Consider the following 23,124-nt stretch of genomic DNA (forward strand, 5'->3'; position numbering starts at 1 on the left):
TGTGCATGAAAATAGGCATCCTCAATGAGGATGCCTATGGTTAAAAGTTATTCATCAATACTATTTGACAAAGAGCCGAATCCTTTTAGTTTATGATCAAACCTTTGGTCTGCTTACGAGCAATAATAATCGTTAAAATCAACCAAATAATACAAACAATCAATGCAGCTATCGAGAATTGCATCTTAGCTGCCTCTCTAAGCGTACTTGGTGACAATAATGGGAACAGATCCTTAAGCATGTGCAAAGCCACTACAAGTAGCAAATTATTCGTTTTAACGTAGATTGCACCTAATAGTAATCCGAAGGAAATTGCAAAGATAACTTGAATCGATACATATCCAAAAGAAATACTCTTCAAATTGATCAAGTGCATTAATCCAAATAAGACACTAGAGCCAATCACAGCATAATAAGCGTTGCCTCTGAACCGTTTTAAGAATAACGGGATCAATAGTCCTCGAAAGCAGAATTCCTCTGCTAAACCGACCAAAATCGTCATTATCAAAACATCCATCTGAAATCTCATATCTTTGACAAAAAACATGGCCGCACTTGAATATGCAACAAATATTATTGTCGGTAAAGCCGTACTGAGCTGATCAAATATTCTATCCATATTGAACCAATTGATCGGTTGATGAAACCACAAGCGATTCAAAAAGTATGCAACTAAAAATACAATTAGATCGGCCATTCCTTGTTTGGTATTCGTCGATAATCCTGATGGTATAATTGCGGCAGAAGCATACAGCATAATTGGAAATATCAACCACACTACAACTATCTTGAGAGGTGAAGACTTAAATATTTTCATTTTATCTGACTCCACTCTTTTCATTTTTGACTAATTCTAACATTTTTGATTATTTTTAAAAATAATTTGACATGGAACCCGTTCCATATAGTATTCTATAGAAGTCGAGTAATAGTGGTCGTTACCACTCGTCGACAATGATTTCAATTAATCTTTGATACTTCTTGAAAGATTCTCACCCTTCAATGATACTTTCAAGTCGGTTATGCAAATAACCTCAAAATACAAATACTCAAAAATAATAGACGCCTATCGGCGTCTATTTGTTTTTTCTAGTAAAAATATTTTTCAGACTACGACTAAGTACCTGGAAGAACCCTAATGATTGAACAATATTCTTAGGATCAATGTACTTACGTACAGTACGTAAAGCCTTCTTAGGATCTTTTGAAGAGAAGGTAAACAAACCATTCTTCTTAGTCTTAAAAGCATAACGTGGAATCCACTTACCCTTGAAAACTGTTGAGACGATTACTTTATCAACCTCATCCCAGGGAATCTGAATAAAGTTCTTCTTATCACGATCACTATAAAATTCAAATCCCTTATCTCCAATCATGATCTTGCCATATTCAGACAATCCCATATGAGAGGTTCCATCAATTACGAGATCAGATTTTGTGTTGATTGATTGGACCATTTAATCCACTCCATTTCTTTGACAATTAATAATTATTAGTATTATACAACTAAAAAAGGATGAACCCATAAGAGTCCATCCAATAAGGAGCCAAATGCTCGATTAAATTATTACATAATGTGAATAACGTGTAGAAGTACACCAACAACGAATAATCCAAGGATAATAACGATTGGTGAAACCTTTTTCTTTAGTAACCACATACAGAAGAAAGTTAGAAGCACAGCGGCCAAACCTGGTACTAATTGATCCAAGTTATCTTGCAATGTTGTAACTTTATCAGGTGTTAATGATAGACCAGCTTTTTGTTGGATAAGAGCTTGTTGAACACCTTTTGCACCTGATGGTAAATGTGCCCAATCAATGTAGGCACCCTTATCAAGTTTAACTGTAGAAACAGTTGGTGTGAACTTAACAACAACCCAACGGTTGATCAACGATCCTAAGATAAACATACCTAGAATTGATGCACCCTTAGTAATGTCTTGTAGCAAACCACCAGACATATCTTCTGTGATAGCTGAACCGGCTTTGTAACCTAATTCTTGTGTATACCACATGAATCCCATACGAATTGCATTCCATACTACGAAGTAAATGATTGGTCCTAAAATGCTACCTGTCATAGCTAATGAAGCAGCCAAGGCACCAACAATAGGCTTAACAGTGAACCAGAACACAGGATCACCAATACCAGCCAAAGGACCCATCATACCAACTTTAACACCTTGGATAGCAACGTCATCAATGGGAGCACCATTGGCACGTTCTTCTTCAAGAGCCATAGTAACACCTAAGATAGGTGAAGCTAAGTATGGGTGAGTATTAAAGAATTCCAAGTGACGCTTCAAAGCAGCGGCACGGTCTTCTTTAGTTGTATATAATTTTTTAAGTGCTGGAATCATTGAATATGCCCAGCCACCGTTTTGCATACGTTCGTAGTTCCATGAACCTTGGATGAAAGTTGAACGCCACCAAACGGAGATTCGATCTTTTTTAGATAACTTTAATTCTTCTGCCATTTTTATTCTTCCTCCGTCCTAGTAATTATCTATCATGTCGCCAACTGGATCACCGGTGTTTGAACCTCCACCGCCGTTGTTTGAGCCACCACTCTTAGAAAGAGTTAGGTAGATCAAGGCTAGTGAAATACCGATAGTACCAAGTGCGATAAGTGTAAGCTGTGTAACTGTAGCTAGAACGAAACCAATTGCGAAGAATGGCCATACTTCTTTAGAAGCCATCATGTTGATAACCATTGCATAACCAACGGCAACAACCATACCACCACCAATGGCAAGACCATCAGTTAACCATGCAGGCATAGCTTGTAGCATAGCTCTAACAGGGCCAGCACCAATAGCAAGAATCATACCTGCAGGGATAGCGATACGAATACCTTGTAAACAGATAGCAATAATCTGCCACATTTCAATCTTTCTAAAACTACCTTCTTCGGCAGCCTTATCCATGATATGAACGATACCAGTTACGATTGTACGAACAATGATTGTTAGTAACAATCCAGCAACGGCAAGGGGAACAGCGATAGCAATAGCTGAAGCAACTCCGGCTTTACCTTCGCCACCTAAAACCAAAATAATTGCAGAAGCAACAGATGCCAAAGCAGCATCAGGAGCAACAGCGGCACCAATATTTGCCCAACCTAAAGCGATCATTTGTAATGAACCACCTAGGATCAAGCAAGGTACTAAATTACCTGTAACTAAGCCGATCAAAGTACATGCGATAACTGGTTGGTGAAAATGGAATTCATCAAGAATACCTTCCATACCAGCTAGGAATGATACTAGAACGACTAATACAATTTGAATAGCATTTAATTGCATAAGTATTAACCCTCCATAAAATATCTAAAAATTATTTATTCTTATTTAATTCTTCTTGAGCTTTGTTCAAGATATTGTCCATATTATCCTTTGAATCTGTTGGAACTTTACGAACATCAAACTTGATACCCTTATCCTCAAGCTTCTTAAATGTATCAACATCATCTTGGCTGAAGGCCAAAACCTTATTAGGTTGAACTTTACCAATTGAATGAGCCATTGATCCAACATTAAGTTCTTTCAATGGAACCCCACCTTCAATTGCACGTAGTGCATCTTGAGGTGTTTCGAATAATAGCAATGCACGTTGACCACCGAAGTGTTTGTCATCTTTTGCTAACTTGATCATTTGATCAACTGGAACAACGTGAGCCTTAACACCAACTGGTGCAGCTTGTTGAATCAATTGAGTACGTAGATCATCTTTAGCAACAGCATCAGATACAACGATAATACGTGTAGGTGTTACTGATTTTGACCATGCAGTAGCAACTTGTCCATGAAGTAGACGTGAATCAATACGTGCTAAGACGTAATCGAATGATCCTGGTCTACCAGCATTAGCAGAAGTATCAGCAGGTGCAGCAGCTTTAGCTTCTTTTGGTTGAAGTGATTCTGGACGAACCTTAACTCCCTCTTTTGCAGTTTCAATGATATGTGCAGCAATTTCTTGTGCGCTTTCCATTGATAGACGTGAAGCATATGCTTCGATCAACATTGGTAAGTTCAAGCCGGCAACAACTGCCCACTTGTCCTTATGTGCTTCAAACAAGCCATTGACTTGATTGAAAGGTGTACCACCCCAAAGATCGACTAGGAACAATACTTGGTCTTGGTCTTTAAAAGTAGCAACTGCTTCTTCAAGCTTTGCTTTTAAGTCATCAGGTCCCATATCAGGCATTAATGTAACAGCTTCTACATCTTCTTGCTCACCGAAAATCATAGATCCGGATTGCTTGATGCCCTTGGCGAATTCACCGTGACTAGCAATGATAATCCCTACCATCTTTAATCCTCCTTATATTTAAATATGTATTAAAGCGCTTACAACAGCTACCTTATGGTAACGAGTACACAAAAATAAAATTGAATTATTTCATAATTAAAACGCTTTAACGAGCTCACCCTTCATGTGAACCCTTTCATAATATCATTTTTTCAGAAAAAAAACACCACTTTAAACAAAAAAAATCAATTGGCACGTAAATTGCCATTACGTCAAAGAATAATTATTCGCATTTTTTGATTTTTGTATGCCTTCGTTATGACACAAAGTCCTACTGTAATAGGCGTTTCAGACACCAGTACCATCGGTATACTCCAAAGTTCACTATTGTTCTAAACAAACAATAGTAGTCAGCTAACAGTGTTGAAAAACCATACGATCACCGATACTTTCATGTTTTCGTTCCACTTTAGGTAAAAAAATATTTTTTTACATTTTTCAGTTTGTTTCTTAAGATTATCTAAAGTCGCTTTTCATAGAAATCAGCAATGGCACCTTACTTGCGCCTATAAATACCGTGGTTATGGGATTCTTCATAATTGGTAATTACCAGTTAGTTTCCTGAAAGTGGTAACTACCTCTCAATTAAGAATGCTCAACGATTATTTCTAATAGTTCACTTAATCTCAATACGTCTTCATCTGAAAAATTCCTAGTTCTATCTTTTAATTCTTTTAAATTTTTTTGATCTAATCTTTTCTTAATTGATAGTATGGTGTGACCATCATCAGTTAGTCTCAAAATCCATTCTTTCTGATTATCTTCACTTTTAGTTTTTTCAATTAATCCCGCCTTCTGCAGCTTAGATGCTGAACGAGAACTCGATGCTTGGGAAACCTTCAGTTTTTGAGGTAGTGTCTTTAAAAGTATTGTATCGGTGTTCTTAAACAAACCAATAAGTCGAAATTCACGACTTTCAAAGGTATTAATAGCTTGTTTTAAGCCTTCATCATTAATCTGGTCGGCCGCCCATTGTTTTTCTTTATCGCCTTTCGAGTCTTTAATCAAAAATTGATTTAATAATTCAATTATGTTTTCCATATTATTTATTCTCCTGAATACATATTGACATAAGAGATATTAGTTGTAAAATATCTATTCAGATGAATAAATATTTAGGAGGTACTCTTTATGAAACAAATTGGAATAATTGTTGGTAGCAATCGTCCTACACGTGTCAGCTTAGATATTGCTACATGGGTGCAAACAACATTACAAGACTCCGAATTAAATTATGAGTTAATTGATCTGGAAAAAATAAATCTGCCATTTCTAGATGAACCAGACATTCCCGCTCATGGGAATTATCAAAATGAACATACTAAAGAATGGGCATCGTTGGTGAATAGCTTTGATGGTTTCATTATCGTCTATCCTCAATACAACTGGGGTTATCCTGCTGTTCTAAAAAATGCGCTAGATTACTTATATACAGAATGGGCACACAAACCAGTCTCTACTATTGTATTTGGCGCTCATGGCGGTTATATGGCTGATTTAGCATTGAGTTTTGTGCTCAAGGGATTACACATGAATGTCTTAAATAGTAAAGCTAGTCTCAATATTGTGCCTGGTCAGCCTGTCAAGCCCGAAATAGACTTCAAACAAAACGAATTTGCTATCGAACAAATTGGAAATGAATTTAAAAATATTTTAAGACAATAAAAAATCTCTTCGCTCATTTTTTGAACGAAGAGATTTTTTATTATTCAGCTAAAGGTTTCATAGTAACTAACTTACCAGTCAAACCAACTTTAACTCCAGTAGCAATTTTATCTTTTCTGCTTGGATCAACAACTTGGAACTTGTTCTTCTTAACAATACGAGGATTGTTGCTCTTGAAGTCAGCAGGTAATTCTTGGTTTGTTCCTGCAATCAACATCACGATAAACTTGAAACCTGAATCGTGAACCTTGATTGGTGCATAGTGAAGAGTATCACTGTAGAATTCAACCACTGTACCAGCTGGTACAAAGAAGATCTGTCCATCTTCGCTAGGACTGTACAAGCCCTTTGTGTCCAATACTTGACGTTTACCAAGAACCATAATGACATCTGTTTGGAAGATGTTCAATTCGCTTCCTTGGTGATATTCGATTGCTGTGAAGCTAGTTGATTGTCCTGTACATTCGCCAGCTTCAATAGGCATACCGGCGAAGACATCTGTTCCAATCTCTTGAATAGTACTGATTTCTTCAAGGGCTGGATTTGAAGGCACGTAGGTATTACCCGGACTTGAGATCTTAACCTTATTATTCATAAAGTCATTGATCTCACTAATATCATAGTCAGTATAAACCGTTCCGTACTTCTTAAAGTCAGGATCATCGATCGTTAAAATTTTGTAATCTGGATTTAGTTTTTTGAAATCTTCATATGTGCTCATTGAATGCTTTCCCCTTTTGCTGTTTGTTGTTGTTCATTTCAAACATAATCTAACATCTGAAAACGTTTTAGTCAAGTCTAACTTCTGACATCAAACTAACAGCAAAAAGTGGTTAAACACTATTATAGCAACGTTATTTAGCATTTAAAGCAGCCATCGTAATGTAATTATATGGTTGATTAAAGTGCGGTAAGAAAAAGATATCTAACAATTTAAGTTGATCAATTGTAACTTTTTGTTCAATTGCCAACGAAAACATATGGATTCCCATTGAAATATCAGCGGTTGAACACATCTGTGCTCCTAGAACTCGACGATTATCTGCATCATAAACAATACGAATTTTAACTTCGGCATTTTCTTTCATGAAACCAGGTTTCTGAGTATCTTCAAAGTCGGTATATAGAACATCAAATCCGTTCTTCTTAGCTGCAGTGACCGACATCCCTGTCGAAACCATGTTCAATCCAAAGATTGAAATACCATTTGAGCCTTGAACTCCAGTCGCATCCAGCTTAGTCCCACCAACGTTATGACCGGCCACAATACCTGAACGTACAGCATTAGTTGCTAGGGCAATATAAGTGGTCTTCTCAAGTGCATTCGAATAGATAGTTGCACAATCCCCAACAGCGTACACCGAAGGATCTGATGTCTGTTGATGATCATCAACAAAATAAGCACCGTTACGGAATAATTCCAGATAATCTTTACCTAAGAAGTTATTCGGTAAGAATCCAATTGCGTTGATAACCAAGTCAACTGGATATTCACCTTTGTTAGTTACGACAGATTCAACCTTGTTAGTTCCTTTATATTCTTGTGCGCGTTCATTGAAATGAACATCTATTCCATGTTCGATCAAATTTTCGTCCATCTTGTCAGTGAATTCTTTATCATAATAACTTGATAATGAACGATCAGCGGTATCAAATAATAAAACATTCTTATTACGACGTTTAACTGCTTCAGCAATTTCCACACCGATATATCCAGCACCGATAACTGCAACATTACGAATATCAAATTGATCCAACAACTTATCAACTGTTTGGCCATCTTGGAATAACTTCAAGAAATGAATATTGTCGAGATCAGCCCCAGGAATATTAGGTTTGATAGGAACAGAACCTGTTGCCAAAATCAATTTGTCATACTTCTCAACAAATGACTTGCCATCAAGTGAGTTGCAATAAACTTTTTTGGTAATGAAATCAACTTTTGAAACAGATGTTTCCAAATAAATCTTGGCACCTTTAGCTTCAAAGTCTTCCTTCTTGGTATAGAACAACTTCTCATATGAATCGATCTGTCGACCGACCCAGAGTGCTGTTCCACATCCCAAGTAACTCAAGTTACTATTTTGATCGATCATCGTTACTTCTTGATCAGGATAATTATCCAATAAAGTATTAGCTGCAGCGATGCCGGCATGGTTTGAACCAATGATAATTGTTTTTGTCATTATTTCACCTACTTGATCTACCTATTATTAATTAAGAAAAAAGAAGCTGAACCATCTACGAATGATATCCGGTCAGCTTCTTAATTTGAATTTTTAGATTAGTCTTCTTCTGCGATTGTTGCGTTTGTATGTGGCAAAATTGATTCTACTTCTGCGTGTGGACGAGGAATTACGTGAACTGATAGTAATTCTCCAACACGTTGTGCAGCTGCTGCTCCGGCATCTGTAGCTGCTTTAACAGCACCAACATCTCCACGAACCATAACTGTGACGATACCACCGCCAACTCTTTCTTTACCTACAAGTGTAACGTTAGCAGCCTTTACCATTGAATCTGCTGCTTCAATTGAACCGATTAATCCTTTAGTTTCGATCATACCTAATGCATCTGATTTCATTTTTTATTCCTCCTAATTTTCACTCTTAATAATTTTGATTTGTGTACCTGGTGTAACTCCTAGTGCATTGGCTTCTTCAGTATCAATATGTACTTCTAAGCCGGAATTCGCTTTAGCGCGAATGATAACGTCAGTTAATGTACCGCCTCTTGGACCATCAAACTTGATTGCAACTGATTCGCCATTTGTAACGCCGAATCTAGCTGCTTGTTCTGGAAGCATGTGAATGTGACGTTTAGCCACGATTACACCTTCGGGAATCTCAAGTGAACCATTAGGTCCAATGATGGTGATTCCTGGTGTTCCGCTCAAGTCGCCTGACAAGCGCAGAACTCCTTTAACTCCAAGTTTGAATGAGTCTCCTTGAAGAATCTCAACTTGAGTTTGGGGACGGACAGGACCTAGAATTCTCACTTTACTGATTGTTCCTTTAGGTCCACAGATCATAACGCATTCTTTACTTGCGAATTGACCTGGTTGAGACAAGTCCTTCAACTTAGTTAGTTGATAACCTGTTCCAAATAACTTATCTAGTGCATCTTGAGAAAGGTGAATATGTCTATTCGAAATTCCTACTGGAATCATTTGATCATTAGATGCCGTTGTTGTAGTTGCGGCTGCATTAGTGATTTTAGCTGCATTACTACTACTTGGGCTCAATTTCTCAAGAAGCGTACCTAATAATTCTTCGTAATCTTCCATGGTTTACCCACCTTTCTCTATGCATTCATTTGTGTTAATACTTTGCGAACTACATCTGATAATTGTTTCAAATCATCATCTGAGAAGTCCTTCTTAGGAGCTGCTGCTGATTGTGATGCCGGAGCTGTTTGACAGCTTGAACCTTCACAATCTTCATCTGCTCCAAAGCTATCTACTAGTTCTGGATGGTTGAATGACTTGTCGTCTTCTACCAATGTAGTTACGTCCTTTAGGCCGTATGCTACTTCTTTGATATTAAGAAGATGTTTAGGACTAACATTCTCTGATACAGAACTTCCACCGTAAGTACCACAACCTAATGTGAAGGCAATTGGTAAGCCAGTACTGATACCTGTACCACCTTGGCTACCACCGGTATTTACAAGGATACGTGATGCTGGTTTAGCAGCAAATTTCAATACCATGTCGCGGTTATTAGTATGAATACTCATTGTATGACCAATACCATTTTGTAGTAGGTCGATACTTAAGTGACAAGCTTCTTCCCAATCCTTGACCACGTAGAATCCAAGAACAGTTGTAAGTTTTTCGTATGAAAGTGGATAACCTTCACCGACACCGCCTTGTTCTCCGATCAACAATGTTGCTGTTGATGGAACTGTGAAACCAGCCGCGTTAGCAATAGTTTGTGGAGAACGTCCAACAAATTTTGCGTTCATAGCGTGTCCACCGTTCTTGAAGAGAACTTTGGTTGCCATATTTGTTTCCTCAGGTGACATGAAGTATGCACCCTTGGCCTTTAATTCACTGATAACTTCGTCTTTGTTGACTTCTTCACAGATAATTGATTGTTCTGAAGCACAAATTGTTCCGTTATCAAATGTCTTACTTGCAACGATTTTGGCAACAGCGTCTTTAACGTTAGCACTGCGTTCGATGTAGGCTGGTGAGTTACCAGCACCAACACCGATGGCTGGCTTACCTGAACTGTATGCTGCCTTAACCATACCAGGACCACCTGTGGCGATGATCAGCTTAACTTCTTTAGCGTGCATCAATTCGTTGGTTGAACCCATTGTTGAGTTCTCGACACAACTGATGACACCCTCTGGAGCTCCAGCAGCAACAGCTGCACGGTTCATCATGTCAGCTGCTTTTTTAGTACATTCAGCGGCTGCAGGATGTGGAGCAAAGACGATAGCATTTCTTGACTTCAAAGCGATCATAGCTTTGAAGATTACTGTTGAAGTTGGGTTTGTTGAAGGTACAATACCAAGAACTAGTCCAACTGGTTCAGCGACATCCATCAGACCTTTTTCTTTGTCTTCATGAATGATTCCTACTGTTTTTTCGTCTTTGATTTGTTCGTATAGCAATGTTGATGCGGCATGGTTCTTGTATGCTTTGTCAGCTACCTTACCAAAACCTGTTTCATCAACGGCTGCTTTAGCTAAGCTAACAGAGAACTTTTCTGCGGCTGTCTTCATGCTTTCAAGAATTGCATTAACTTGCGTTTCGTTGAAAGTAGACATTTCTACGGCTGCCTTATGTCCTGCTCTTGCTAAATCACGTGCTTCTTGAATTGAGCGTAAATCCTTGTCAAAGTTATTCATTACTGATACTCCTCTACTTCCTCAGGTCAATCTTTATTAAAGTAGTCGAACAATGCCTTAATAAGCTTCTCTTTATTGACTCGATAGATATCTTTTCTAGCTATCGGAAAATCCGAATGCTTTTTGGCCATGTTTCTTAGATCAACTACCTTCATGTTCTTCAATTCATCTTCAGTAATTTCACCTTCAGAAGTTTCTTCAGTCTTTGGGACATCTGCCGAATCCGCATTGTCAGTTGGATTATTTGTCGAAACATCCTCTGTTGGGTCTGCTTCTTCTGCTGATGGCTCTTCTGAATCTACTTCATCATGTTTATCAGTTACGTCCGAATCGTCTTGGTTCGATCTGGATTTGACCTCGTCTATTTGGCTTTCTGTTTCTTTCATTAATTCTTCTACATCATCTTCGTCTGATTTGATTGTCTCAGGTCCTTGTGGAAACAATCCCTCGATACTACTATCAGGCCTTGGAATTACATGAGTTGAACAAAGTAATTCTTCACCGAGATTTCTGACTGCAGAATCAGCTGCATCTACAGCTGTCTGAACGGCGCCGACATCGCCAACAACTGTGACTGTCACTAATCCGCCTCTGACAAATTCTCTAGAGTGTAACTGTACTTCTGCTGTTTTCAACATGACATCGAGAGCCTCGATTGAAGCAATCAAACCGTGGGTTTCTACTAATCCTAATGCTTTCATCGCTTACTCCTTTAGACCAAATCGGCCCAGTTAGCTGGATATGTTGCATAGAAGATCTTTGCTTTATCTGGTGAACCCCATGTTACCTTGCTACCCTTAGGTACAAAGGCAACATCTCCAGCATGAGCTGTGTATGTAGTTCCGTCGATAGCAATTGTTAATGTTCCGTCGATAACATAATCGATTTCTTCATAAGTAGACAATTCCCAATCAAAGTGTGAATGATCGATTTCCAGGAATCCCGCACTTATATGAGATTCTTCTTTACTAATAATTTCCTGAAAATGAACGTTTGCTTCTGGATTTCCTGTTTCGAATACATCCATCTTGACGCTTGATCCATCAACGGTCTTCAATCCATTGCTATGCTGTTTGTAGATAAATGGTTTATCACTAGGTGCATCTCCAGCTAAAATTGCTTTTAGCATTTCCACAAGTGTCTCTTTAGTCAAATTACTTGGTAAGGCAACATTCAGAGGATTGTCTTCTTTGGCTGCTCCTTCTTCAAACTTAAGATCTAGCGCATCGGCCATATCCCTTGCTGAAGGAGTAATAATCGTGTTTTTACTATCAATACAAATCGTCTGAGTGCCTTGTTCGTGTGCCTTAGTAATATCATCGGCACATATCAATTTTTTCATAGCCTAGCCCTCTCCTATACAGATTCGCAATTTTCATCAATAATACCGACCACAGCTGCATCTACTGGAATCGCATCATCTTCCAGCATTCTTCTAGCAGAGGATCCGGTGGTAATAATTACCCGATCACCGATTCCTGCGCCGATCACGTCGCAGACTACTAATCGTTCCCCATCACGGGATCCACCAATCAATTCTGCAAGCATGAGCTTTAAGCCGTTTAACCGGTCAGATTTTCTGGTTGCCCAGATATTATCGACTAGTTTCGCTGTTACCATTCTTCTTGAGCCTTGCTTCCCTTTTCAATTGTCTCCATCGCTGACATTACTGATGCGGTATCACCGAAGATTGCCAACATGATCATATTTTGTGGACATGACCCACGAATATCTTCAACAGTTACACCTACGGCTTTTTCAGCCAAATCTGCTGCACATACCATTTCAATCAGCTTACCTTGTACTAGGCCAACTGCATCAGGAGTAGGAATTTCTTCTCTAGGTCCTGAACCCTTACGACGTTTCAGAATGGCAAGTGTTCCTTCACCAGGTGATTTAATAATTCTTAAGTCCATAATTTTCCTCTCCTTTACATTAATTGATCCGTACAACTTAATGCGATTCCTAATGGTGTTACAAACATTGGATTTGCAGGTTTGAACGTTGGAATCTTAGTTCTGGCTTCAATGATATCTTCAAGTCCACCGAGACAAGCTGTTCCACCTACTAGATATAATCCGTCGACATCGTATCCGTCGATCTGTTCTGTAATGATAGAAGCAATCTTTTCAATTACAGGTTTTAGCACTGTAATCAATTCTGGTTGATTCTTAGGGTCGCGTTTGAACAACTCTGCTTGGTCAAATGGAAGTTTGTATGATCCAGCTGTTACCAAGGTCAAGTGTGTTCCACCAGTAGCTTCATCAGCTACTTTGATAACTTTACCATCTTTGATGATCGAGATTCCGGTAGTACCACCACCGATATCAACGACCGCACCGTTCTTGATATTCAAAACTAGATTTGCCGCTGTGGGTTCGTCTAGAACATTTGTAAGTTCAAATCCGGCACTTTGGACAACATTCTTAATTGCTCCTCCATCCAAGGTATCTGTCCCTGGAGGTATTGCTGATGCTGCATAAATCAATTCTGTGGAAAGTTGTTCTTCGAGCTTTTCTTTTAATTCTCTAACTATCGTAATAGCACCGATGTAATCGACTACCATTCCATCTCTGACAACATCTGCGTAACGATATGCTCCAGCGACGGGTTGATAATTTTCATCCATTACTACTAACACAATGCAGGCTGTTCCCAAATCGACTCCAGTGTAATAAGCCTTTGTCTTACTTTTTATAGGCTTCTTGATCACTTGTTCGAATTGGCTTACCAGCTCGTCGCATCTTTGCATATCATTCGCTACCATCATGGCCTTCTCCTATCAATAAATGGATTTCGTTGTCGATACATTGAATCAAACTGTCCAATGAATAACTCTGGGAATCTGTTGTCTTGCTTTTCAAACCCTCGGCAACTACTTGGCTGCGTTTTAGTTTGATCAAAATCTTCCCTTGTGGTGTAAGGAGGTTTTGTTTGTTTAATTGAGATTGTTCTTCCTTACTTGGAACAATTTCTTCTAATGAATCAACTACTTGGTCTTGTTGAATTTTCACAGGCATCTCAGACAGTGAAAAGATTCGCTGACTGGATGCTAGATCGACTTCATTTGCCTTCAAAGCTGCATCTTGAAGTTCTAGTTCCAACAATTGGAAGTTTTGATTCAACTCCTCGGTCTTTTTTTCGACGTCCTCTACTGTGGTCGTCACTGAATCAACTTTGGAATTGGAATCAACTACTTTTATTTGATGATCTATCAAATATTGTCGAGCTCCAGGTGTTAATCGATCGTCAGAGGCAAGAAAGAATTTGGATATTGGAGTTTTTCTGTTTTCAAATTGAATGTCTTGCTCTGTTATGAAATGCATTAGAATCCACCTCTGCAAATTCTCTTGTACAACCCTTCGAGATCTTCCTTCTTAGGTTGCCTTGGATTTGTAAGTGTACATTTGTCATTCATGGCTGCTTCGGCCATATCTGGAATTGCTTCCATAAATTCCGCATTATCAATTCCACATTCTTCGATTGTCTTAGGAATGTTCATTTGTTTGGACATTCTTTGGATTCTGGAAATCAATAAGGTAACACTTGTCTTAGCTGTTCCTGATTGAACTCCCAACATCTTAGCTGCTTGTTGATACTTAGCCAATGCTGGTTCACTATCAGTTGGTAGATCAAGTCCAGCGTTATAAGCGACTACATATGGTAGTAGCATAGCGTTACATCTTCCGTGAGCAATATGGAATCTTCCACCTAAGGCGTGAGCCAAACTGTGACTGATACCAAGCGATGCTTCACTGAATGCCATTCCGGCTAAGCAAGATGCGTTATGAACTTTCTCTCTTAATTCAGCATTGCTTCCATCTTTATAGACATCTACTAGATCTTCCCAGATGATGCGCATTGCTTTTTCAGCAAGAGCATCTGTAAAGTCTGTGGCATCGGTTGAAACGTATGCCTCAAGTGTATGAGTCAACACGTCCATGCCTGTGTCAGCAGTTACACCAGCAGGTACACTTAATGTAAATTCTGAATCTAAAATTGCAATATCGGGAACCATTGATTCGTCGACTAATGCGTATTTTCCGTTATTGGCGGGATCAGAGATTACAGCGAAAGATGTAACTTCACTACCAGTACCACTAGTAGTTGGAACACAGATCAGTTGGATTTTTTTATCATTCTTTACTCCGTAATAAATATGTCTAACTGACTTAGCTGTGTCCAATGCAGAACCGCCTCCTAAAGCAATGATTGCATCAGGTTCGATCTCGATTGCTTTGGCGATTCCTTTTGAAACAACATCGATACTTGGATCAGGTACAACTTCTGAAAATACTGCATATGGTGTCTTCAATTCATCAAATACTTTGGTGATATTGTCAACTTTGTGGGACTTTTCCATGAATGGGTCACAGATAACGAGTGCTCGGTTGATACCGAAGTCACGAATCTTATCAACTGCGCCATGTCCCGAATAAATCTTTGTAGGCATTTTGAAACTTCCCATTTTTTCGCCTCCTCTCTAATTTAATAATTGATCTAATCTACTTAATTCTTCTGGTTTATCCAGATTTATAATTGCATCTATTTTTTTGATTCCTGTGTCCATCAACTGCCGCTCAGTGTATGAATACTCATCGTCCGTGTATGAGTCGTGGTAAGTTATGATTCCGAATATGGGGATTCGGAAGACTTTCGCGAAATTCGGTGGATAAGTATCCTTGTGAGCCTTCATCGGTTGAATGAACAAACCACACTTGGCTGTTTGTTGTAACGCTATGATGTGGTTATACATCCAGGGACATTCTAAATAATTATCTGGCACGGTAACCGTCTCTTTGCGATAAACGATATTGTCAACTTTTCTAAGTGGCACTTCTGATTGCTCAAGGTATGTAGCAATAGTTGCTTTACCGCTCAACCTTGGCCCAACGAGCATCACTCTCGGTTTCATGTTTTTGTTACTCCAACAACTTCGAAGCCAAGTACATCTCTGAATACTCGCAGAACCTCGGTCAAACTGACTTCAACGCTTTGAACATCTCCTGAGATAACTACCGATCCGGTGAAACGATCTAAGAATCCAACTGTGATATCAGCTGCTTTTGCGGCTGTATCTGCAGCAATCATTGCTGTTTCAAATGGAGATACGTTGAGGATCCCGATGGCTCCTTCTTCTTCGATGCCTAGTGCTTGATACACATCTTGAATCGGTGAAGCAATCACATGCGCCAAGGTAACTGTCTTACCTGGAATTGATTCTTCAATCATACGTTGTGTGGTTTCTTTGCTATCCACTGCCATGGGAATTCCTCCTCTCCTTTTGAAAGTCAACGCCTTCCGTCTCTAGTGACGAACAACTCTTACTGGGAAGTCATATTCTTTGATCCATCCTTCAATTCTTGTTAGATCTGCATCTGACAAGCTTGGATCTTCTTTAACTGGGTAATCGATACCTAGTTGACCATATTTGGCAACTCCTAGTTTGTGGTATGGAAGTAAATCGATACCGTGGAAGTTTGGCAAGTCTTTGTATGGCATCAAGAAATCAACGATTTGTTGAATTTCTTCATGACTATCATTAACTTGTTTCAACATAGGCATTCTGATCTTAACGTTGTATCCTCTCTTGAATAATTCCTTCAAGTTAGCAAGGATCTTTTCGTTACTGATACCAGTTAATTCGTTATGTCTAACTGGATCCATGTGTTTCATATCGAATAGGAATAAGTCAATGTAATCTGCCATTTCCATCAAACGATACATGCGACTGTGTCCACATGTTTCAATGGCTGTGTTTAGTCCATCTTCCTTGCAAGCTTTTAGAATTGCTAAAGCTGCATCAGGTTGAGATGTACACTCACCACCACTCAATGTAACGCCACCACCGGAAGTTTCGTAGAAAGCATCATCTTCGTGAACAATCTTCATTAATTCAGAAACCGTTTTGATTTCTCCTGTTATATGAAGAGCACTCATTGGACAAACTTCCTCACACTTACGACAGCCATCACATGAAATGTCACGACGTACTTGGTGATTACCATTTTCGTCAATGTAGTGAATCCCCTTTGGACAAGCTTCAACACAAGCCATACATTGACTACAAATACTTTCTTTGTACATTACTTCGAATTTTCGATTAAGGCCTTCTGGATTAGCACACCATCTGCAACGTAGTGGGCAACCCTTGAGAAAGATGATGGTTCGGATTCCCGGGCCGTCATACAGACTGTATTTTTGTACATTGAAAACAAAGGCCTGTCTTTCTATCCGTTCTTTTTCTTGTTCATCAATCATGCTTTCCCATCTCCAGCTCTAAAATCTACAATTGCGTTAGCATTGTACGACTAATAATTTCATCTTGAACGTCTTTACATAATTCAACGAAGAAGGCACTGTATCCAGCAACACGCACAATCAAACCACGATATTCTTCAGGATGCTTTTGAGCATCGATCAATGTTTGATTATCCAAGTAGTTGAATTGCATTTGTCCACAACCTAGAGAATTTGCTGTTCTAAGTAATGTGATCAAACTTTCTTCACCTTCTGGTGTATCCAACAATCCGGCCATGATCTTGTAGTTATGAACCATACCAATGTTCATACTGTCATTTGCCATCTTAGATACTGACTTAACAATAGCTGTAGGGCCTTTGTAATCTGCACCTTGTGTTGGACTGATACCATCTGATAATGGAACCCAAGCTTTACGACCATTGGCTGATGCACCTGTCATTTGACCAAATGGTGTGTTGTTTGAGATTGACAATGTTCCGTGACTCAATACTGAGTACAGTGTATGGAATTGTCTGTGTTCCATTTCAGTAAAGTTGATAAGGTTAGCTGCAATAAGATCAGCATAATCATCATCGTTACCATATTTAGGAGCGTTTAAGCAATCTGTACGTACTTGATCGAATCCTACGAAGTCTGCTTTCAATGCTTCATTCATTTGGTCCAATGTGTATTTCTTGTCATCAAAGACTAATTTCTTGATAGCTGCCATTGAATCTGTGTATGTAGCAAGTCCTGACCAAACAACACCAGGTCCGAAGTTATACATTGCGCCTCCGGATGAAACATCTTTACCATGTTCCATACAGCCTTCATACATGATTGACATCAATGGTTTTGGAGCTAGTTCACGATGAACACGTTGTGAAATAACGGTTGCTACATCTGTCCATTTTGTGATGTACTTGATTTGTTCTTTAACGGCATGATCGAATTCATCGTATGTCTTGTATTGTGACAAGTCACCCAAGTCTGGTGTAACTTTCTTGCCGTACCATTGTGGAACACCATGGTTAAGAGCTAATTCAATACAGATTGGCCATTGTGTATAAGCCGTTGAAGTCCATTGATACAAACGACCTGACTTCTGTGGTTCAACACATCCCATCAAGCAGTAGTCACGGGCATCTTCAATCGATACACCCTTAGCTAACATGATCTTGATATGTGTATCATCGAAGTGACATGCTGGGAATCCCATTCCGGCACGAACAACATCAACGATCTTCTTGAGATATTTTCTTGGTGAATGAGCGTGGATACGACATGCTAATGATGGTTGATAAATCTTAACGTGTCTTACAGCATCCATTAGTAAGTATGTTAAGTCGTTAGTAGCATCTTGACCTTGTCTTGTAATACCACCGACACACATGTTGATAAATGGTTGGTAACCAGCGAAGAACTTAGAACCACCTTCACTTGTGATCCACATCATTTCTGACATCTTGATCAACATACAACCTGCAAGCTCAAAGGCTTCATGATTGTTCATGCGTCCTGCTTCAAGATCAGCTTTAAACAATGGGTACATGTATTGATCAACACGTCCAATTGACATACCTGTTTGATTCTCTTCAACAACCAATAGTGATTCAACTGTCCATACAGCTTGGATTGCTTCGTAGAATGTTTCAGGTTTGTGTGCAGGAACTTTAGCATTGATTTCTGAAATTTTTAGAAGTTCTGCTTTACGTTTTGGATCTGTTTCTTTAGCAGCTTTTTCTGCAGCGTATTCTGACATACGACGAGCGTAGATCATAACACCTTCTGTAGTATCGATAACTGATTTGTAGAAGTAAATCTTTTCGATATCATCTGGGTTCTCATAGTCCAATTTTTCGAGGTGTTCTTTAGCCTCGTTTTGGATGTCGATCATACCCTTCTTCATCAAGATTACATCGTAACCTGGGTTTGAATCTCCACCACCGTTTAATGCATGGTATGAACAATCTGATACGAATGATTCACCTGATAATTCCCAAACACCAGCTTCGCGGTATTGGTCTTCACAGTATTCATCAACTGACTTGCCTTTCCAATATGGGAAAAGTTCATCACGCATGATCTTCTTGTCTTCGTCTGAGATATAGAATGGATCTTGTGGACGAGTACCGATTGTATCGATTTCGTCTTCCATCCAACGCCAAGCGATATCTGGTGAGAATGCTCCGGCACGAGGTGCTCCGTTAGGTGCTCCAACGATAAGCTCATTATCTTGAATTACTAAAGGTGCTGTTTCACAACAGTAGCGGAAACATTTAGCACGTAATTCAATTTTTGGCATACCAGGATTTTCTTTGGCAATCTTAGTAATAGCACGTGCACGGTAAGTTGTGATTGATGGTTTTTGATCCAAGTAATTGTCTTTTAAGGCACTCAATCTTGGTGTGATTCCATCTGGAACTTCTGTTGTTGTTTGATCGTCTAAATGATCTTTACCAGCTACGATTGCTCCATCAGTTGATTCGATGTGATCTGAAACTGATGAGAACATCTTCATTAGTGCATTTCTTTCTTCTTGGCTGAGATCTTGTGTTGCTGCGGCGAGTTTAGTTGAAAATTCTTTAACGTCCATCTGACTCCCTCACTTCTTAAATTTATTGATCCATAATTTTCTTTAATACTTTTGCTAATAATTCTTTGTCCGCCGAAATATCTCTTTCCTGAGTTACTTCTTGAACCTTTACATTGTTAGGAATGTTTGGTTTTGTATATCCGATGTCTCTTTGATAAGTTAGGTCCTCAGCTACAACGTTCTTGGAAATGAATCCTCGTCCAGTAGTTAAACCGCCTAGAATCAACGAAACTGGTAATGTTGAATTTAATCCGATACTTGAGAAACTTGCTGGTCCATTAACGATCATTCTGCCGACTGGTTTCTTCAATGCAAATTCTTTGATAACCGCTTCATCGTTTGAATAGATTGCTAAGGTGTGACCATTTCTCTTTGTCTTTAATAATCTGATACATTTTTCGCAAGCGTGCATCCAATCTGGTTCAACATAGAATGTTAAGATTGGGCACTTCAACTCGTCAGTAAATGGATTCTCATCGAAGATGTAAGGTTTCTCTGATACAAGAACCTTGGTATTCTCCGGTACGCTGAATCCTGATTGTTTAGCTAACCATGTGGCACTTTGTCCTACGAACAATGGGTTTACATGATCTTCATCTAAGAATAAGCTGCCTAGTAATTGTTCTTCCTCGCTGTCAGACAAGAAGTAAGCTCCTGCTTCTTTCATATCTGACTTAACTTCGTTAGCAACGACGCCTTCGGCGAGAACAAATTGTTCAGCTGCTGGTAAAAGTCCGTTATCAAATGAGCGACTATCCACAACTGATTTAGCTGCTTGAGCAATATCAGCTGTGTGCTCGATGAAGACTGGTGTTGATCCGGTACCACCGTAGATCATCGGTTTATTAACAACTTGATTGTTGTCAAAGTATTTTGGAACACCGATATCAATCACAATGGCTGTATCTGGATGAGCAAGTATTTGAGTAACACCTTCATCCGCCGTATTCTCCATATAACCGATGGCTCCTTTTGGAAGTCCCGATTCTTGGCAAATGTGAGCTACTTTGCTATAAAATCTTGCAACAACTTTTTCAGTTCTTGATTGTGGAACCAAGATGATTGTGTTGCCAGATTTAATAGCAATCAGTGTTGCGTACAAACTGTTCAAAATAATATTTTCAGTTGGTAGTAATACTGCAACGACTCCTAATGAAACACCAATCGTTTCGATTTGATTATGGGAATTCTCCTTCAAGCTTCCAATAACTTTTTGATTTTTAAGTTTATCTTCTAGAATAGGAAGAAATTCTTCAAATAGTTTTAATTTGTCTTTCTTAACGCCAGCTTTTGTTTCCGCAATTTCCAAATCCACTAGTTCAGGGATTTCAATAAGAATGTCTGACATTAATTTATCAATTACTCGGTCAAGATCTTGTTGACTGTATTCCTTCAAAAGAACATGGGCATCGCGCGCAGATTCGACTAATATCCTTGCTTCCTGGACTGATTTCAGATCTTTATCCACAAACTGCATTTTGCCCAACTCCTTCTATTATTTTTCATCCAATAATATATCTAATGAGTAACGGTCGATTATCTTGTTCAAGTCTTGATGAGGACTTGCGATAACGACTGAGCTGTAAACTTCAGCACCCATGTTTTCTACTGCCTTAACCCCTGCTTCAACGGCTGATTTACATGCGGCTACATCGCCTTGGACGATTACCGAGATATAACCTGAAGCCGTATTTTCATAACCGACTACATCGACATCTGCGGCTTTGCACATTGCATCAGCTGCTTGAACTACAAAGACGAGGCCGAATGTTTCAATAGCACCGATTGCTTGGTATGTCTTCATATTCTCTCTCCTCGTACTTTACTGATGATCGATATCGTGAACTGATACGATATCGCCAACTGCTGGGATTGGTCTAGGAATTACGTTCTTGGCCGTTAACTTACCAATTGCATCAGCTGCGATTGCTCCAGCTTCAACAGATGCCTCAACTGCGGCAACGTCACCCTTGATCATAATTGTTACTAATGTGGAACCGATGTTTTCGTAAGAGATCAACTCTACGTCTGCGGCTTTTAACATAATGTCTGCAGCTTTCAAAGCTGGCACTAAGCCGATGGTTTCTATGAAGCCTACTGCTTCTTCGCCTCTAAATCTCACATCTCTGCCTCCTTACGCAACCCGATAACGTTTATCAACGTATTTTTCAACGGTACTTTTACCGTCATCAGTAATTTTGTATTTCATAACCAGATCACCGTTCTCATTTAAGTCGTAGCTTGACATTTCTGCCAATCCATTAGCTTCGAGAGCCATCAGATGATCGAGATACATTTTTTCATTAAATTGTTTTTCATTTCCGTAGTCGTCTTTTAAGGCTGCCATAACTGACTTAACGTCGACTTCGTCTTTATCAAACATATGATTTAAAACTGCCATCCTGCTAGGTAGTAACATCTTATGCATCTCCTTTTCTAAATAGATCCAAAGGATTCATTGTAACGACGATGGCACCAAGTACGATGACGATTGATCCAATGACGATTGTTGGTGTGAATGCTTGTCCTAAGAACAAGACTGAGAACAAAACGCCCCAGAATGCGTATGTAACGTTAAGTGACATACCAACCGCACATCCAACCATTGAATTAGCCTTATACCAACTAACGAATGAAATAGCTGCACTCATTCCGGCAATTGCTAACCAAAGCATTGGTGATGGAGCTGAAAGTGTTCCACCAAGTAATTTGATTCCGCCACCGATAAGTGGAACAACAATAAGTAATGCGAATAAACCTGAGATTAATTCACGTAGGTTAACTGCTACGTCAGTATCGATCATTGCACCACCAAAACTTGAGAAGACTCCTTCAAGTCCCCAAGCAACAGCGGCGATCAATGCGCAAATAATTCCTAAAGTAAAGTTTGGTGCACCTTGTGGTTTAACAAAGTTAATAACAATAGCTCCGGCAACACACATTAACATTCCTAAAACAACACGTTTTGTAGGACGTTGTTTCAAGAAGATCCAAGCAAATAATGCTCCGAATAAACTACATGTTGCTGAAATTGGAATTGCATAAGCACCCGCTAATGCCAATCCAACTAGATAAGCACCGTTAGCAATTGGTCCACCTAATAGGAAGCCAATAACTAACATCTTTCCTGGTTTAGTTTTCAATGTACGTCCAAGTTCTCTTAATCGACCTTGTTTTGCGTTGTAGAATAATAACCAAATTCCGGCAAACAAGTCGTTCAATCCTGAAGCAACAAATGGAGCTGCCAGGATTCCTGCGGCACTTACTAGTGGGTTATAACCACTGGCCACAACTACTAAGGTTGAATAGATACCATATGTCAACCCAGAAACTAAGCCGTTGGAAATCCCAGTTACCTGGAATTTTTTACCAACAGCTTTCATTTGTGTATCCGCAGAAACTGCGGAAGTATTCATAATGCTCTTTCCACTATTCATAGGAATCCTC

At 39.2% G+C, this 23,124-nt stretch carries 28 protein-coding genes; 1 reads left to right on the forward strand and 27 read right to left on the reverse strand.

Going from position 1 to position 23,124, the window contains the following annotated elements; all coding sequences use genetic code 11:
- Positions 1–85 precede the first annotated feature (85 nt).
- The 6 genes from EKM68_RS01240 to EKM68_RS01265 all read right to left on the reverse strand — a co-directional run bounded on the left by EKM68_RS01240 (position 86) and on the right by EKM68_RS01265 (position 5,354).
- Positions 86–817, reverse strand: a complete 732-nt coding sequence (locus EKM68_RS01240; protein WP_164509325.1) for a CPBP family intramembrane glutamic endopeptidase — start codon at positions 815–817, stop codon at positions 86–88.
- Between the two features lie 259 nt (positions 818–1,076).
- Entirely contained in the window at positions 1,077–1,457 is a 381-nt protein-coding gene (locus tag EKM68_RS01245) for a DUF956 family protein (RefSeq protein ID WP_125587863.1), read from the reverse strand.
- A gap of 110 nt (positions 1,458–1,567) precedes the next feature.
- Positions 1,568–2,479 (reverse strand): PTS system mannose/fructose/sorbose family transporter subunit IID, encoded by a 912-nt coding sequence (locus tag EKM68_RS01250; RefSeq protein WP_125587864.1) that lies wholly within the window; start codon positions 2,477–2,479, stop codon positions 1,568–1,570.
- An 18-nt stretch (positions 2,480–2,497) separates the two neighbouring features.
- Positions 2,498–3,307 (reverse strand): PTS mannose/fructose/sorbose transporter subunit IIC, encoded by an 810-nt coding sequence (locus EKM68_RS01255; protein WP_125587865.1) that lies wholly within the window; start codon positions 3,305–3,307, stop codon positions 2,498–2,500.
- A gap of 31 nt (positions 3,308–3,338) precedes the next feature.
- Entirely contained in the window at positions 3,339–4,313 is a 975-nt protein-coding gene (locus EKM68_RS01260; RefSeq protein WP_125587866.1) for a mannose/fructose/sorbose PTS transporter subunit IIA, read from the reverse strand.
- 585 nt (positions 4,314–4,898) lie between these two features.
- Complete coding sequence (locus EKM68_RS01265; RefSeq protein ID WP_125587867.1) at positions 4,899–5,354, reverse strand: MarR family transcriptional regulator; 456 nt, start codon at positions 5,352–5,354, stop codon at positions 4,899–4,901.
- A gap of 90 nt (positions 5,355–5,444) precedes the next feature.
- On the opposite strand from EKM68_RS01265, the gene EKM68_RS01270 reads away from it, so the two are divergent.
- Positions 5,445–5,978: an NADPH-dependent FMN reductase gene (locus tag EKM68_RS01270; RefSeq protein WP_125587868.1), complete on the forward strand. Its 534-nt coding sequence runs from the start codon at positions 5,445–5,447 to the stop codon at positions 5,976–5,978.
- A gap of 40 nt (positions 5,979–6,018) precedes the next feature.
- Here the strand turns inward: EKM68_RS01270 and EKM68_RS01275 are convergent, their stop codons facing one another.
- The 21 genes from EKM68_RS01275 to EKM68_RS01375 form a co-directional block, all read right to left on the reverse strand.
- A complete protein-coding gene (locus EKM68_RS01275) occupies positions 6,019–6,699 on the reverse strand; it encodes a DUF4867 family protein (protein ID WP_125587869.1) in 681 nt (226 codons plus the stop codon).
- Between the two features lie 133 nt (positions 6,700–6,832).
- A complete protein-coding gene (gene nox, locus EKM68_RS01280) occupies positions 6,833–8,164 on the reverse strand; it encodes a H2O-forming NADH oxidase (protein ID WP_125587870.1) in 1,332 nt (443 codons plus the stop codon).
- A 98-nt stretch (positions 8,165–8,262) separates the two neighbouring features.
- A complete protein-coding gene (locus EKM68_RS01285) occupies positions 8,263–8,562 on the reverse strand; it encodes a BMC domain-containing protein (RefSeq protein ID WP_125587871.1) in 300 nt (99 codons plus the stop codon).
- A gap of 12 nt (positions 8,563–8,574) precedes the next feature.
- A complete protein-coding gene (gene pduL / locus EKM68_RS01290) occupies positions 8,575–9,264 on the reverse strand; it encodes a phosphate propanoyltransferase (protein WP_125587872.1) in 690 nt (229 codons plus the stop codon).
- A gap of 17 nt (positions 9,265–9,281) precedes the next feature.
- Positions 9,282–10,838, reverse strand: a complete 1,557-nt coding sequence (locus EKM68_RS01295; protein ID WP_125587873.1) for an acetaldehyde dehydrogenase (acetylating) — start codon at positions 10,836–10,838, stop codon at positions 9,282–9,284.
- A 26-nt stretch (positions 10,839–10,864) separates the two neighbouring features.
- On the reverse strand, positions 10,865–11,539 hold the full coding sequence (locus EKM68_RS01300; protein WP_125587874.1) for a BMC domain-containing protein: 675 nt from the start codon (positions 11,537–11,539) through the stop codon (positions 10,865–10,867).
- Positions 11,540–11,550: 11 nt separating this feature from the next.
- A complete protein-coding gene (locus tag EKM68_RS01305; protein ID WP_125587875.1) occupies positions 11,551–12,180 on the reverse strand; it encodes a cupin domain-containing protein in 630 nt (209 codons plus the stop codon).
- A 14-nt stretch (positions 12,181–12,194) separates the two neighbouring features.
- Entirely contained in the window at positions 12,195–12,458 is a 264-nt protein-coding gene (locus tag EKM68_RS01310; RefSeq protein WP_025023772.1) for a EutN/CcmL family microcompartment protein, read from the reverse strand.
- Positions 12,452–12,754, reverse strand: a complete 303-nt coding sequence (locus EKM68_RS01315) for a bacterial microcompartment protein (RefSeq protein ID WP_025023773.1) — start codon at positions 12,752–12,754, stop codon at positions 12,452–12,454. The genes EKM68_RS01310 and EKM68_RS01315 overlap by 7 nt, the downstream gene beginning before the upstream one ends.
- Before the next feature lie 14 nt (positions 12,755–12,768).
- The gene (gene eutJ, locus EKM68_RS01320) at positions 12,769–13,605 is read right to left on the reverse strand and encodes an ethanolamine utilization protein EutJ (protein ID WP_125588074.1); all 837 of its coding nucleotides are present in this window, start codon (positions 13,603–13,605) and stop codon (positions 12,769–12,771) included.
- Positions 13,592–14,164, reverse strand: a complete 573-nt coding sequence (locus EKM68_RS01325) for a hypothetical protein (RefSeq protein ID WP_125587876.1) — start codon at positions 14,162–14,164, stop codon at positions 13,592–13,594. Before EKM68_RS01325 ends, eutJ begins: the two co-directional genes overlap by 14 nt.
- The gene (locus EKM68_RS01330; protein ID WP_125587877.1) at positions 14,164–15,306 is read right to left on the reverse strand and encodes a 1-propanol dehydrogenase PduQ; all 1,143 of its coding nucleotides are present in this window, start codon (positions 15,304–15,306) and stop codon (positions 14,164–14,166) included. Before EKM68_RS01330 ends, EKM68_RS01325 begins: the two co-directional genes overlap by 1 nt.
- A 15-nt stretch (positions 15,307–15,321) precedes the next feature.
- A complete protein-coding gene (locus tag EKM68_RS01335; protein ID WP_125587878.1) occupies positions 15,322–15,753 on the reverse strand; it encodes a EutP/PduV family microcompartment system protein in 432 nt (143 codons plus the stop codon).
- Positions 15,750–16,103, reverse strand: coding sequence for a BMC domain-containing protein (locus EKM68_RS01340; protein ID WP_125587879.1), 354 nt, complete (start codon positions 16,101–16,103; stop codon positions 15,750–15,752). Before EKM68_RS01340 ends, EKM68_RS01335 begins: the two co-directional genes overlap by 4 nt.
- Before the next feature lie 42 nt (positions 16,104–16,145).
- Positions 16,146–17,099: a choline TMA-lyase-activating enzyme gene (gene cutD, locus EKM68_RS01345; RefSeq protein ID WP_125587880.1), complete on the reverse strand. Its 954-nt coding sequence runs from the start codon at positions 17,097–17,099 to the stop codon at positions 16,146–16,148.
- 25 nt (positions 17,100–17,124) lie between these two features.
- A complete protein-coding gene (gene cutC, locus EKM68_RS01350) occupies positions 17,125–19,677 on the reverse strand; it encodes a choline trimethylamine-lyase (protein ID WP_125587881.1) in 2,553 nt (850 codons plus the stop codon).
- A gap of 22 nt (positions 19,678–19,699) precedes the next feature.
- On the reverse strand, positions 19,700–21,154 hold the full coding sequence (locus tag EKM68_RS01355; protein WP_125587882.1) for an aldehyde dehydrogenase family protein: 1,455 nt from the start codon (positions 21,152–21,154) through the stop codon (positions 19,700–19,702).
- Between the two features lie 18 nt (positions 21,155–21,172).
- Positions 21,173–21,481: a BMC domain-containing protein gene (locus tag EKM68_RS01360; protein WP_125565743.1), complete on the reverse strand. Its 309-nt coding sequence runs from the start codon at positions 21,479–21,481 to the stop codon at positions 21,173–21,175.
- A gap of 18 nt (positions 21,482–21,499) precedes the next feature.
- Positions 21,500–21,799 carry a BMC domain-containing protein gene (locus tag EKM68_RS01365; protein ID WP_125587883.1) on the reverse strand — a complete coding sequence of 100 codons (300 nt, stop codon included), beginning with the start codon at positions 21,797–21,799 and terminating at the stop codon, positions 21,500–21,502.
- Between the two features lie 12 nt (positions 21,800–21,811).
- Entirely contained in the window at positions 21,812–22,096 is a 285-nt protein-coding gene (locus tag EKM68_RS01370; protein WP_125587884.1) for a hypothetical protein, read from the reverse strand.
- Between the two features lies 1 nt (position 22,097).
- Positions 22,098–23,114, reverse strand: coding sequence for a DMT family transporter (locus EKM68_RS01375; protein ID WP_125587885.1), 1,017 nt, complete (start codon positions 23,112–23,114; stop codon positions 22,098–22,100).
- Positions 23,115–23,124 lie beyond the last annotated feature (10 nt).

The organism is Companilactobacillus jidongensis (genome assembly GCF_003946575.1).
Classification (GTDB): Bacteria; Bacillota; Bacilli; order Lactobacillales; family Lactobacillaceae; genus Companilactobacillus; species Companilactobacillus jidongensis.

What these genes read in the sequence shown, in the direction of transcription:
- EKM68_RS01335 (WP_125587878.1), bottom strand. Translation starts at nt 15,753, where the DNA reads ATGAAACCGAGAGTGATGCTCGTTGGGCCAAGGTTGAGCGGTAAAGCA.
- EKM68_RS01310 (WP_025023772.1), bottom strand. Translation starts at nt 12,458, where the DNA reads ATGGTAACAGCGAAACTAGTCGATAATATCTGGGCAACCAGAAAATCT.
- EKM68_RS01300 (WP_125587874.1), bottom strand. Translation starts at nt 11,539, where the DNA reads ATGAAAGCATTAGGATTAGTAGAAACCCACGGTTTGATTGCTTCAATC.
- cutC (WP_125587881.1), bottom strand. Translation starts at nt 19,677, where the DNA reads ATGGACGTTAAAGAATTTTCAACTAAACTCGCCGCAGCAACACAAGAT.
- EKM68_RS01240 (WP_164509325.1), bottom strand. Translation starts at nt 817, where the DNA reads ATGAAAATATTTAAGTCTTCACCTCTCAAGATAGTTGTAGTGTGGTTG.
- eutJ (WP_125588074.1), bottom strand. Translation starts at nt 13,605, where the DNA reads ATGGTAGCGAATGATATGCAAAGATGCGACGAGCTGGTAAGCCAATTC.
- EKM68_RS01255 (WP_125587865.1), bottom strand. Translation starts at nt 3,307, where the DNA reads ATGCAATTAAATGCTATTCAAATTGTATTAGTCGTTCTAGTATCATTC.
- EKM68_RS01340 (WP_125587879.1), bottom strand. Translation starts at nt 16,103, where the DNA reads ATGGCAGTGGATAGCAAAGAAACCACACAACGTATGATTGAAGAATCA.
- EKM68_RS01355 (WP_125587882.1), bottom strand. Translation starts at nt 21,154, where the DNA reads ATGCAGTTTGTGGATAAAGATCTGAAATCAGTCCAGGAAGCAAGGATA.
- EKM68_RS01275 (WP_125587869.1), bottom strand. Translation starts at nt 6,699, where the DNA reads ATGAGCACATATGAAGATTTCAAAAAACTAAATCCAGATTACAAAATT.
- pduL (WP_125587872.1), bottom strand. Translation starts at nt 9,264, where the DNA reads ATGGAAGATTACGAAGAATTATTAGGTACGCTTCTTGAGAAATTGAGC.
- EKM68_RS01265 (WP_125587867.1), bottom strand. Translation starts at nt 5,354, where the DNA reads ATGGAAAACATAATTGAATTATTAAATCAATTTTTGATTAAAGACTCG.
- cutD (WP_125587880.1), bottom strand. Translation starts at nt 17,099, where the DNA reads ATGATTGATGAACAAGAAAAAGAACGGATAGAAAGACAGGCCTTTGTT.
- EKM68_RS01245 (WP_125587863.1), bottom strand. Translation starts at nt 1,457, where the DNA reads ATGGTCCAATCAATCAACACAAAATCTGATCTCGTAATTGATGGAACC.
- EKM68_RS01260 (WP_125587866.1), bottom strand. Translation starts at nt 4,313, where the DNA reads ATGGTAGGGATTATCATTGCTAGTCACGGTGAATTCGCCAAGGGCATC.
- EKM68_RS01370 (WP_125587884.1), bottom strand. Translation starts at nt 22,096, where the DNA reads ATGTTACTACCTAGCAGGATGGCAGTTTTAAATCATATGTTTGATAAA.
- EKM68_RS01285 (WP_125587871.1), bottom strand. Translation starts at nt 8,562, where the DNA reads ATGAAATCAGATGCATTAGGTATGATCGAAACTAAAGGATTAATCGGT.
- nox (WP_125587870.1), bottom strand. Translation starts at nt 8,164, where the DNA reads ATGACAAAAACAATTATCATTGGTTCAAACCATGCCGGCATCGCTGCA.
- EKM68_RS01315 (WP_025023773.1), bottom strand. Translation starts at nt 12,754, where the DNA reads ATGGACTTAAGAATTATTAAATCACCTGGTGAAGGAACACTTGCCATT.
- EKM68_RS01250 (WP_125587864.1), bottom strand. Translation starts at nt 2,479, where the DNA reads ATGGCAGAAGAATTAAAGTTATCTAAAAAAGATCGAATCTCCGTTTGG.
- EKM68_RS01270 (WP_125587868.1), top strand. Translation starts at nt 5,445, where the DNA reads ATGAAACAAATTGGAATAATTGTTGGTAGCAATCGTCCTACACGTGTC.
- EKM68_RS01305 (WP_125587875.1), bottom strand. Translation starts at nt 12,180, where the DNA reads ATGAAAAAATTGATATGTGCCGATGATATTACTAAGGCACACGAACAA.
- EKM68_RS01295 (WP_125587873.1), bottom strand. Translation starts at nt 10,838, where the DNA reads ATGAATAACTTTGACAAGGATTTACGCTCAATTCAAGAAGCACGTGAT.
- EKM68_RS01360 (WP_125565743.1), bottom strand. Translation starts at nt 21,481, where the DNA reads ATGAAGACATACCAAGCAATCGGTGCTATTGAAACATTCGGCCTCGTC.
- EKM68_RS01375 (WP_125587885.1), bottom strand. Translation starts at nt 23,114, where the DNA reads ATGAATAGTGGAAAGAGCATTATGAATACTTCCGCAGTTTCTGCGGAT.
- EKM68_RS01330 (WP_125587877.1), bottom strand. Translation starts at nt 15,306, where the DNA reads ATGGGAAGTTTCAAAATGCCTACAAAGATTTATTCGGGACATGGCGCA.
- EKM68_RS01325 (WP_125587876.1), bottom strand. Translation starts at nt 14,164, where the DNA reads ATGCATTTCATAACAGAGCAAGACATTCAATTTGAAAACAGAAAAACT.